We start from the raw sequence: 11004 nt of genomic DNA, 5'->3' as shown, positions 1-11004 counted from the left end.
CAAGGAAACTCACTTTTATTTTAGTGGCTTTACTTTTCCCAGTTCTCCGACAATATCGTGATAGTGTTTTTGATTTTTGGACATATTCACCATATTCCATTGCACTTTTTTGGTCTTTGGGTATAGCCTTACCGGACAGTCTTTCACCTGACAGTAATGGCAACATTTCTCAGGGATACAAGGATCCGCATGGACAAAAACCTCCACATGTCCACTCATCCCCTTTTCCAAAACTTCTTCCACCACTTCTACCTCATCATGCACTTCCTTAAGGTCAAAATAATAGGGCATGGTAAGGTGTAAGTCGATATGCTTATCTGCACCATATTGCTGGATGCGCATATTATGGATATCGATCCAGTTATTCTGACGATGTCGATTCAGTATTTTGACCACAGTGGTGACCGAAGCGGGGTGCCTCTCATCCATCAATCCGCCCACAGAGCGCCGCACGAGGCGGTAACCATTATAGATTATATAAACCGCAAACACTAATGAAAAGCCACCATCCAGCCATACCCAATCGGTCAGGTAAATAATACCCACCCCAATAATCAGCACAAAACTGCTTACAGCATCAGTACTAATATGCCTACCATCAGCCTCCAGCGTCAAGCTTTCATATTGCTTTCCTTTCCGAATAAGCATATACCCCAAGGCGCCATTGGCTAGGGCAGAGAGGATAATAAGTGCCATCCCTAATGGCAACTCACCCAGCGGCTCGGGAAATATAAAGCTGACAATCGCTCTATAAATAATAAATAAACCGGCAAGCATAATCAGAACCCCTTCTATCCCCGCACTAAAAAACTCTACCTTCCCATGCCCATAGGGATGATTTTGGTCCCGAGGGAGGCTACTAAGGTAAATGCTATAAAAGGCAAAGCCAGAAGCGACCACATTCACAATACTCTCCAAGGCGTCTGTGAGTACGGCGGTGGACTGAGTAAGGTAATAGGCATAAAACTTCATCACCAGCAAGACCAAACTGAGTAGGAATGAAGCAAGGATCCAGTGCTTTCTTGGGTTTTTCAATTGGTTATTTTTTCTGGCTATTGTATAATTATAATATCAACATGACATTCTCGGGTGGTCTTCCCAATACCGCTTTCCCATCTTTCACCACCACTGGTCGCTCTATCAATTTAGGGTTTTCTACCATAATTTTTATCAATTCATCCTCTGAAAGTGAGCGATCGCGAAAATCATCTTTCCACACTTGCTCTCCTTTCCTAACCAACTCCGCCGCAGTCAGGCCCAATTTATCCAAAATATCCCTTAACTCATCCTCTGATGGTGGAGTCTCCAGGTACTTAATTACCTCAATATTGCTTTGATCTTCATTTTCTTCCAAGAGCTTAAGGGTTTGTCTGCTTTTGGTACATCGTGGATTGTGATAAATCTTTACCTTTCCCATAGTTAAAATGTAGTTTGAACTTTAAAAATAAAATCAATAATCAGTCTGGGTATTCTAGGTTATGGGTTTATCAGAGGTGAAAAACACCTTTTACAATTCAAAACTAGCCAATATCACTTGTATTTTAAAATCTTAAATTCGTACTCAAAGCTTAAATATCAAGAGTAAAACAAATAATAATCTGCCAATAGCAATATATCCTTGGCTAAGCCCTATCTAACCCCTAAAACACTGGTATTTTATAGGAGTCCAAGTACTTATTACAAAGAATCGATTTACGAATTATTTTTAAAATCACTCTATCTTTAGCAAATAGACTATACTTTAATAGATAATTGGTAAATCTACTTCACAAACCTATTGTGAGGCCTGATAGTCTCGCTAGGGACAATCTTGCTCCTTTAGAATTGTCCACATTGCCGCCAGGCCTACCAATAAATAATAGCCGATAAGAGGGAATATAATTGGCTATAGAACATTTCCAATTTACCTTTGCAGGAACAAAGACAGGAAGCAACGAAAGGATCATTTCCCAGGCTAGGAAAATGATCCCCGTACCAATAAACGGACCGCGACCTGAGCCAGGTACATCGCTTTTAATACACTTCTAATGAAACTCCTAAAACCTACCTCCATTTATCTATTTGCCACCTTACTTCTATTCGCAAGCCTAGTCGCATGTGATTCTACGGAGGATAAGAAGGGTCGATTTCTGCTAAAGGGCAACCAAAAAATGAAGGAGAACGATTTTAAGGGTGCTATTGATTATTACGAAGAGGCTATTTCTATCGACCCTGAATTTTCAGATGCTTATTTCAATAGAGGCTTGGCCTATGCGAAGCTCAGCGAATATCCTAAGGCCATCGCCGATTATAATAGCACCTTACAGCACAATCCTGATTTCAGTGAGGCATATTACCACAGGGCCTTAGCGCAATTTGATTTTGGGGCAAACTATAAGGCACAGGAAGATGCAATGACCCTTCAGAAGGTACAGCCCAGTGATTATCGCGGGTATTTTGTGATGGGAATAGTCCATGAAGCTATGGGCAAATATGATATGGCCCTGGAATCATTTACCACAGCCCTGGAGCTGACTCCAGAAATAGCTGACCTCTATGTAAATAGGGCCTCGATTTATTATTATCTGCTAGACTATAATAAGGCCGAAGAAGACCTAAACAAGGCGCTTACGATCAACCCTAAGGAAGCTCATATTTATAATTTACAATCACTGATTGCTTTCGAAAATCAGGACTACACCCTTGCCTACGACTTGGTAAACAAGGCCCTTGAGCTCAATAGTACCCAAGCTTATTTCTACAATAACCGAGGCTTATACTCTTTATATATGGGCAATTACGATCAGGGTTTGGAGGATATCAATCTTAGCCTAAAGCAGGATGGTAAAAATATATATGCATTACGGAATAAGGGGATTTACTATTTCTTGACAGGAAAATATCCGCAAGCAAAAAAGTACCTGGAAGAGGTATATGCCAAAAACAGCAGCTTACGTTTAACTGAGAAATACCTGGAAGAGCTAAAAGGAATGGAATAAACTAACCAATCAATTCCAGCATATTATTTTTGAGTTCTTTTGCATTGATTGGCTTATGTACAAAACGGTCAATTCCCCCAATGTCATTAGAGAGATAGCACTCATTTTGGGAGGAAGCAGTCAGCGCAATAATAGGCACAGCACTGCTGGATTTGATCATACGAGCAGCCTGGCAGCCATTCAATTTGGGCATCTGAATGTCCATCAGCACGATGTCATAATGCTTACGAGCGAAGGCTTCTACGGCCTCCAAGCCATTAGTCACACGGTCACATTGTAATCCCCAACGTCTGAGCATTTTCAGGATCACCATTGCATTGACATCATTATCCTCAGCAAGCAATATCTTGGTGGATGGAGAAATCTCTCTAGTGCTGGTATCATTCCCAGCATCCAAAGATTGGCGCTCTGCAACTTTAGGGAATATTAGCTCAAAATGAAAACTTGAGCCTACTCCTAATTCTGAATCCACCTTAATATCACTTCCCATTAGTTCAAGAAGTTTCTTGGTGATGGGCATTCCTAGTCCGGTGCCTCCATATTTGGCGTCAAAACTATAGCCTACCTGATCAAATTCAGAAAACACCCTCGAAATATCCTCTGGAGAAATCCCTTTACCCGTATCCTTTACCTCAAAATAAACCTTCAAATCATGAGCAGATTCATGCGAGACCGTTGCGGTCACATCAACCCTGCCAGCGGAGGTGAATTTTAGGGCGTTTGATATCAGGTTATTTAGCGCCTGCGCCAGTCTCACTTTATCCCCTAAGACTTCCACATCCAGCCTCTCTGAAACCACTAAGTTCAGCGTATTCTTACTTTCATGAGCCTGATAGGCAAAGCCATCCACGACCTGTGCCAGGAGACTTCTCAGGCCGAAAGGTTTTGACTCAATAAATACCTTCCCAGCCTGGGCTTTTTGAAATTCCAGAAGGTCATTTACCATGACAATAAGATTATCTACCGCAAAGTTTATGGTATTAAATAGGGGCTTTTGGCTATCTATATGCGTTTCCTCAAATAAGGAATAGACGGACCCAGAAATGGCATTCAGAGGGGTCCTAACTTCATGAATTAGGGTGGATATAAAATCTGATTTTGCATTGCTGGAAATTTCAGCATGCTCCTTGTCTTTCAAGAGTTCTTGTTCCCGGTTTTTAATTGCAGTTATTTCTAAAACAGAACCATACCACTTCACCCCTGTTTCAGTATCATCCAAATAGGCCATTCCAAGAACCCATACAGGGTCCATATCCTCATCTGAAGGCATAATCCGAAATTCACATTCCCAATTCTCCCTCACTCGCGTGCTATGAACGATAGATTTCAATACCCTTCCGACATCCATTGGGTGGACCTTGCTCAGCAGGTACTCTATCCCAGCATCGCCGGACTCCACAAAATCTAGGTTGAATAAATCCCTTATCTTCTTACTTAAATATTCAAACCTCAACTTACCCGTAGAATCCATAGACAATTGAAATGCAGCCGCCGGTAAGCGATCCAGCAATTGCTCAAAGTATAATTCAGGACTGGCAGCAGAGGTTCTTTGAATCTCCAAATATTGTGGATTGGTTGTGGAGATTTTCCTCCCCTTGTGGAATAGGTACGCAGATTCGCCCTTAGATTCCTCCATTAAAAAAGTATAATAATGATTGTTCCAACGAATTATAAACTCTTCTCTAGCATCTAAATTCTCACCCTTTACCCCTAAATCTTTGAGTTCCTTTGGCTCATCGTCATCAGTGAGAACCTTCTTAAACTCCCTGTTGGCGTATACCAGCTTATAAGGCGGATGGTTTTCCACTGCAAAAATCAAGTCAGAGGAATGGTCTAGGATAGATTGCAAGCCACTGCTAAAAGTCAACACCATATTATTACAGAAGGATAAATTAAAAACTAATACAATTTGCAGTAAAATAGATACACAAAACGTGCCTAAAGCATATTATAGTACAAAATACATAATTAATTTAAGAATATCCCTAATCTAACCAACCAAAACTCCTGTTTATCACCGGCTTTGCTTACCGTGGACAGGTAATAGCCTACGCCGTACTCTATCTTCTTTTGTTTCAAAGTATATTTCCCCAGGTTAATTTGGAATCTATGCTCGTATAAGAGCGCGTTTCGTTCCTCTTCAGGCCTCAGATCAAAGAGAGGCTCATATACTCCCAAAAGATACCATTCGCCTAGATCTACATTTTTTCCCTGAAGGGGCATTTCATAGGCAAATTTTCCCCTCAAGCGCATTCTATTTCCGGATTCAAAAAATCGCTCTTCCAACTTAATCTGCTCCGATAGTCGTGCTTTTCCTCTCACCAACTGCGAGAAGGTTACTTGCTGAAAAAGTCTATTTTCTGGTGTAAAATCACCTGTAAAGGCTTGCTGACCGCCATAAAGGTAGCCAAAACCATATGAAAAAAACGGGGAATGCTGCCTTGCCACGGTAAATGAAAGTCTGAGATTATTCAGATCAGCTACTTCATCACTCTCTTCACTGACTTCATTTTCATCCTTAAACCAAAACATCTTAAGGTACAACTTCCCATTTAACATCCAACCCTTTTTTAGTTCCTGGGTATAGGCTGTTTCAAGCTCTCCACCAAGGTATTTTCCTCCCTGGCCATAGCCATTATGGATTATTTGAAAACAGATATAAACTAATAGAAACCATCTTTTCATTACTAAAAAATAATATTTTCCATATTATGAAGCTCCACTTGCTGCATTTTTTCAAAAACTCCCAAATGATCGAAAGTCACATCATATATGGTGGCAGGAGCAGATTTCCTCTGACCAGACACCTGAACCTGGTATTTTACGATAAGAAAAGTATTCACCTCTCCTTTCTGAATCGACTCAATAACAGTGTCAATCTCTAGTCCTGGTCCCGCGGGAAAGAACTTTTTGGTGGTACTCAGCACCCTCATTTTTTGAAAATCATCCTCAAAATATTGTTTTACGGCAGCAGCGGTACTATCAGGAGAAATCTCCTTATAATCTATCTGTACTTCCACGGTCCGCAGCGTCCCCACCGAATCAAAAGACGCATTGTATTCATGACCTTTGAGTTTCAATTTGGCTTCATATATCTCCTCCCCATCCGAAGGTTGCCTTTGGAAAAACTTAATCTTATCAACCTCAGAGACATGCTGAAGCAAGGTTATGGCATTTTGGGGAAAGTCATCCTGAGATATACTAATCTCTGATTCCTGCTTCTGAGGAATCGTATCCTGAGCCTGCACAGACAGTGTATAAATCATTAGGCCTATCAAGACCAGTAGTTTACTTTTCATATAAATCAATTCCTCAACAGGTACAACCTTCTTTTTAGCTCTATGAATATATACTATTTTTCAGTAAGATTCACCAATAAACACAGCTATTCTCAATTAGACAGCGATTTTATCATCAAATAATACAACGAAATAGAGGAAAGCAGGAGAATGTCTAATCACATCTTTAAGCCTACTATTATTCAGAAACGCTTAATTAACAATAGTCTACGATAAAAACAAAAAAGCCTGAAGAATACCTTCAGGCTTTAAAATAAGTAAACTATGCTTTAATTAAGCATTTTTCTTCTGTTCTGTCTTGATCAGGTTCAATGCAGATCCTGCTTTGAACCAACCAATCTGAGCATCATTATAGCTATGATTAGCCAGGATTACATCCTTAGAGCCATCGCTATGAACGAATTCGATAGCGAGTGGTTTTTCAGGAGCGAACTGATCTAAATCCAGGAAGTTGATGGTATCATCTTCCTTAACTTTATCATAGTCAGCCTCATTGGCGAAGGTAAGACCAAGCATACCTTGCTTCTTAAGGTTAGTTTCATGAATTCGTGCAAAAGACTTCACCAAAACCGCTTTGACACCTAGGTGTCTAGGCTCCATGGCAGCATGCTCACGAGAAGAACCCTCTCCGTAATTATGATCACCAACGACGATCGTAGGAACGCCCGCAGCCTTATACCCTCTGGCGGTGGCTGGCACAGGACCATACTCACCAGTTAGCTGGCTTTTTACAGAATTGGTTTGCTCATTGAAGGCATTCACAGCGCCGATTAGGCAGTTGTCAGAGATATTATCAAGGTGACCACGGAACCTCAACCAAGGGCCAGCCATGGAGATGTGATCGGTGGTACACTTGCCAAAAGCTTTGATCAGCAATTTGGCTCCTGTAATATTATGACCATTCCAAGGCTCAAATGGCTCCAATAATTGAAGACGCTTAGAATCCACGTTTACGATAACTTCTACTCCGGAACCATCCAATGCTGGCTCTTGGTAACCATTATCTTCTACGGCAAATCCTTTTTCCGGAAGCTCATCACCTACTGGCGGGTCAAGCTTCACCTCTACACCATCTTCATTTAATAAGGTATCCGTAAGTGGATTAAAGCCTAGATCACCTGAAATCGCGATGGCGGCTACCATTTCTGGAGAGGTCACAAATGCGTGAGTATTTGGATTACCATCGGCTCTTTTAGAGAAGTTTCTATTGAAAGAGTGAACGATGGTATTTTTCTCCTGCTTATCAGCACCAGTTCTAGCCCACTGACCGATACATGGTCCACAGGCATTGGTAAAGATGGTGGCGTCAAGATTTTCAAAAATCCTCAAGAGACCATCTCTATCTGCTGTAAATCTCACCTGCTCAGACCCTGGGTTGATCCCGAAATCTGCTTTGGTTTTTAATTTTTTATCAATTGCCTGCTGCGCGATGGAGCTTGCTCTTGCCAAATCTTCATAAGAAGAGTTGGTACAAGAACCGATCAGTCCCCATTCTACTTTGGTAGGCCAGTCATTTTTCTCTGCTTCAGCTCTGATTTGCGACACTGGTGTAGCTCTATCTGGCGTAAATGGACCATTGATATGAGGCTCTAAAGTGCTCAAGTCGATTTCGATCACTTGATCAAAATAGCTTTCAGGATTGCTATATACTTCATCATCACCTGTCAGGTGCTCCTTGATGCCATCAGCTAGCAAGGCTACATCCTCTCTACCGGTGGACTTCAAGTACCTGGCCATGGAGTCATCATAACCAAAAGTAGAAGTGGTTGCGCCGATCTCTGCGCCCATATTACAGATGGTTCCTTTACCAGTAGCAGAAAGAGACTTAGCACCTTCGCCAAAATATTCAACGATACATCCTGTACCACCTTTTACGGTAAGAATACCTGCCACCTTAAGGATGACATCCTTAGCAGAAGTCCAGCCGTTCATTTTACCAGTAAGCTTCACACCGATCAACTTAGGGAATTTCAATTCCCAAGCCATACCGGCCATTACATCCACTGCATCTGCACCACCTACACCGATGGCGACCATTCCTAGTCCACCTGCATTCACGGTGTGAGAATCGGTACCGATCATCATTCCACCTGGAAAGGCATAATTTTCAATTACTACTTGGTGAATAATTCCAGCTCCTGGCTTCCAAAAACCTATTCCGTATTTGTTAGAAACAGATTCTAAAAAGTTAAATACCTCACCACTGGCAGTAAGTGAATCTCTCAAATCTTGTTTTGCGCCTTTCTGCGCTAAGATCAGGTGATCACAATGCACCGTGGAGGGAACAGCTACTTTCTTCTTACCTGCCTGCATAAATTGCAATAGCGCCATTTGCGCGGTTGCATCCTGCATCGCAACTCTATCAGGAGCAAAATCCACATAGGACTTCCCTCTTGCGTAGGTTTCAGTAGCATTACCTTCCCATAAATGAGCGTAAAGTATTTTTTCTGCTAAAGTCAATGGTTTACCCACTGTCTTACGGGCAGCAGCTATACGCTCAGGGTACTTTGCATACACTGCCTTGATCATTTCTATATCAAATGCCATTTGAAATGAATTATTTTTAGTGATAACTTGATTTCTGTTAAATCGTTGGCAAAGATACATTTTTAGGCGAAAAATGGAAGCAATACCTAAGTAATGTTACTTATTTATACGGGTTTAAAATAACCCCCTTACTCGGGCTTTATTTTAGTCAATGTAGAAAGCATGAATGTGTGAGCTTCATGCTTCCAAAAGTTAGGCTTCTAAGAAATTTTCACTCAAAACCCTCAGGCTTAAAGTACTGAAAAACAAAAGAATAAGCAAGGCTTTATTTCAAACCCAGCAAAAAGGCCATCGTATCTACATGATCAGCATAGTCCTCCACCCCAGGACATTGGGCTTCTCCAAAGGCTAAACTCCCCTCAAACCAAGCGTCTTTGCTCACCACACACTGGATTTTTGATTCCTGCTCCGATAGTAAGGCCTTTAGCTGCTCTGCCTCCTCATATATTTCATAATATAGCACCGCCACTGGCGATACCAGATCGCTGCTATTTTTGGTCAATAGGAAGCCATTATCCAGATGAGGCTCACCATTTACCAAATAGATTGATTTATTATAATCGTAATTATTTAGGTATTTATGCTGACTAGTGATGAGTTGGTACGCTTCGATAGCATCATAAAAGTCCTTGATCTGCTGCTCCGATTTCAGGTAAACCTTGGAGACATTCCGGCAGCCCAGCCCAAAATACTGGAATACGTCTCCAGCCAGCGCCAAATAATCCTCACTGGTTTCCTGACCATTAAGCACGGCCACCGATGTTCGGTTTTTACGAATGATGCTGGGGTATTTCCCAAAATAATATTCAAAATAACGCGCAGAATTATCACTTCCAGTGGCGATATAGGCATCTTTTGCTTTCAGCATTTCCTCAAAAAACACCCGGTCCGCTAATTCTGGAGCGAGCTCTCGCAGCTGCGCTACCAGCCATTTGATCACCACCTGGTCATTGGAGCTCAGCTTCACATGCGCTTGGTATCCCGCAAGGAGCACCATCATCAGGTCATGGAAACCTACCCCTGGTATATTTCCCGCCATCAATACGCCGATTTTGAGACCTCGAAAGCCATCAGGTAAAGAATACCTATTAGCCCATTGCAAAAGTGGTTTTTCCAATAGTAATTCCCGAATTCCCTTGATCGCCATATTTACCTGCTCGGGGGTAAACCAGCTATTATTATTTTCAGCCCGTCTAAAAAGGTCATCAAGCTCCTGGTCAGAACATGCCTCGATCTTATTCCCTAAAGCGATAAATGCCTCTATTCGCTGTTTTGCCGTCATTTATAATGTCCCATTTTGTGAAGACACAAAGATATTTATTTTAGTTAGAAAAAGTGAATTTGAAAATCATAAGCCTTATTATCCTGATACAAATGAATACAACAACTACCGCCATAAGGCCGTACTGTATTTTAGTATGACAGGTATTTCATTCATTCTAACTGGTAATTACTGGCCTGAATTGAATTATTGAAACAACCACCATTAGCAATGACAATATAGGCGTACTAAGGGCTTAATACTGGTGTTTTGTAAGTAAGTGCTCTTATGTATATTTCGCGATCAGCATAGATTCATTATAAATTATTCAGTGGATCAACATTTATATTGGTATATTGTTATATGCTTCTTAATTTTGGAGTGGAAATAATAAAAGGAGATTGTAATGGCAATAATGATAACTGACGAATGCATCAACTGTGGTGCATGCGAGCCTGAATGTCCAAACACTGCGATCTACGAAGGTGGCATCGAGTGGACTTGGGGCGGAGGCACAGAACTTAAAGAAGTTAAGCTTGAAGACGGCACCGTAGTTGACGCTGAGGAGCCTCAAGAGGCTGTTTCTGATGAGTTTTATTATATAGTTACTGGAAAATGTACCGAATGTACCGGTTTTCACGAGGAACCGCAGTGTGCGGCTGTTTGTCCGGTCGATTGTTGTGTGGATGATCCTGACCATCCAGAATCAGAAGAGGAACTACTCTTGAAAAAGCAGTTCTTACATGCAGAATAACATTGAAAGAGTGGCCAAGCCACTCTTTTTTTTTAGCCTATTTTTTAGAGATTTATATTGATTTTTGCGCGGCAGACCAAAAAAATCACCTGTATAGTAAAAAAAACCTGTCAAGACCTTGAATTTAAATTATGAATTGGTTTAACTTGTCACTCGTATAAAAAA

At 41.3% G+C, this 11004-nt stretch carries 9 protein-coding genes; 2 read left to right on the top strand and 7 right to left on the bottom strand.

The features are described 5' to 3' along the window. Window positions 1-15 precede the first annotated feature (15 nt). Together B050_RS0107610 and arsC are read right to left on the bottom strand one after the other, a co-directional pair. Window positions 16-1035, bottom strand: coding sequence for a cation diffusion facilitator family transporter (locus B050_RS0107610; protein ID WP_018473311.1), 1020 nt, complete (start codon window positions 1033-1035; stop codon window positions 16-18). 28 nt (window positions 1036-1063) lie between these two features. Next, window positions 1064-1417 carry an arsenate reductase (glutaredoxin) gene (gene arsC, locus B050_RS0107605; protein ID WP_018473310.1) on the bottom strand — a complete coding sequence of 118 codons (354 nt, stop codon included), beginning with the start codon at window positions 1415-1417 and terminating at the stop codon, window positions 1064-1066. Between the two features lie 610 nt (window positions 1418-2027). On the opposite strand from arsC, the gene B050_RS0107600 reads away from it, so the two are divergent. Next, window positions 2028-2978, top strand: coding sequence for a tetratricopeptide repeat protein (locus B050_RS0107600; protein ID WP_018473309.1), 951 nt, complete (start codon window positions 2028-2030; stop codon window positions 2976-2978). Between the two features lies 1 nt (window position 2979). On the opposite strand, the gene B050_RS0107595 is transcribed toward B050_RS0107600, so the two are convergent. The 5 genes from B050_RS0107595 to B050_RS0107575 all read right to left on the bottom strand — a co-directional run bounded on the left by B050_RS0107595 (window position 2980) and on the right by B050_RS0107575 (window position 10106). Further along, complete coding sequence (locus tag B050_RS0107595; RefSeq protein ID WP_018473308.1) at window positions 2980-4851, bottom strand: hybrid sensor histidine kinase/response regulator; 1872 nt, start codon at window positions 4849-4851, stop codon at window positions 2980-2982. Between the two features lie 95 nt (window positions 4852-4946). Then, a complete protein-coding gene (locus B050_RS0107590) occupies window positions 4947-5663 on the bottom strand; it encodes a DUF2490 domain-containing protein (RefSeq protein ID WP_018473307.1) in 717 nt (238 codons plus the stop codon). A gap of 2 nt (window positions 5664-5665) precedes the next feature. Continuing rightward, window positions 5666-6277 (bottom strand): hypothetical protein, encoded by a 612-nt coding sequence (locus tag B050_RS0107585; protein ID WP_018473306.1) that lies wholly within the window; start codon window positions 6275-6277, stop codon window positions 5666-5668. 273 nt (window positions 6278-6550) lie between these two features. Continuing rightward, the gene (locus tag B050_RS0107580) at window positions 6551-8824 is read right to left on the bottom strand and encodes an aconitate hydratase (RefSeq protein ID WP_018473305.1); all 2274 of its coding nucleotides are present in this window, start codon (window positions 8822-8824) and stop codon (window positions 6551-6553) included. Window positions 8825-9089: 265 nt separating this feature from the next. Next, window positions 9090-10106: an acyl-CoA reductase gene (locus B050_RS0107575; protein ID WP_018473304.1), complete on the bottom strand. Its 1017-nt coding sequence runs from the start codon at window positions 10104-10106 to the stop codon at window positions 9090-9092. A gap of 385 nt (window positions 10107-10491) precedes the next feature. Between B050_RS0107575 and B050_RS0107570 the strand changes: the two genes are divergently transcribed. Continuing rightward, window positions 10492-10839: a 4Fe-4S dicluster domain-containing protein gene (locus tag B050_RS0107570; protein ID WP_018473303.1), complete on the top strand. Its 348-nt coding sequence runs from the start codon at window positions 10492-10494 to the stop codon at window positions 10837-10839. Window positions 10840-11004: the final 165 nt, after the last annotated feature.

The organism is Echinicola pacifica DSM 19836 (genome assembly GCF_000373245.1).
Taxonomy (GTDB): Bacteria; Bacteroidota; Bacteroidia; order Cytophagales; family Cyclobacteriaceae; genus Echinicola; species Echinicola pacifica.
Note: the sequence above shows the minus strand (reverse complement) of the source record. Positions and strands in the feature narration are given on the sequence as shown.

Bases quoted from the DNA above. Each gene is read 5' to 3' on its own strand.
- arsC (WP_018473310.1), bottom strand. From the start codon at position 1,417: ATGGGAAAGGTAAAGATTTATCACAATCCACGATGTACCAAAAGCAGA.
- B050_RS0107600 (WP_018473309.1), top strand. From the start codon at position 2,028: ATGAAACTCCTAAAACCTACCTCCATTTATCTATTTGCCACCTTACTT.
- B050_RS0107595 (WP_018473308.1), bottom strand. From the start codon at position 4,851: ATGGTGTTGACTTTTAGCAGTGGCTTGCAATCTATCCTAGACCATTCC.
- B050_RS0107590 (WP_018473307.1), bottom strand. From the start codon at position 5,663: ATGAAAAGATGGTTTCTATTAGTTTATATCTGTTTTCAAATAATCCAT.
- B050_RS0107585 (WP_018473306.1), bottom strand. From the start codon at position 6,277: ATGAAAAGTAAACTACTGGTCTTGATAGGCCTAATGATTTATACACTG.
- B050_RS0107580 (WP_018473305.1), bottom strand. From the start codon at position 8,824: ATGGCATTTGATATAGAAATGATCAAGGCAGTGTATGCAAAGTACCCT.
- B050_RS0107575 (WP_018473304.1), bottom strand. From the start codon at position 10,106: ATGACGGCAAAACAGCGAATAGAGGCATTTATCGCTTTAGGGAATAAG.
- B050_RS0107570 (WP_018473303.1), top strand. From the start codon at position 10,492: ATGGCAATAATGATAACTGACGAATGCATCAACTGTGGTGCATGCGAG.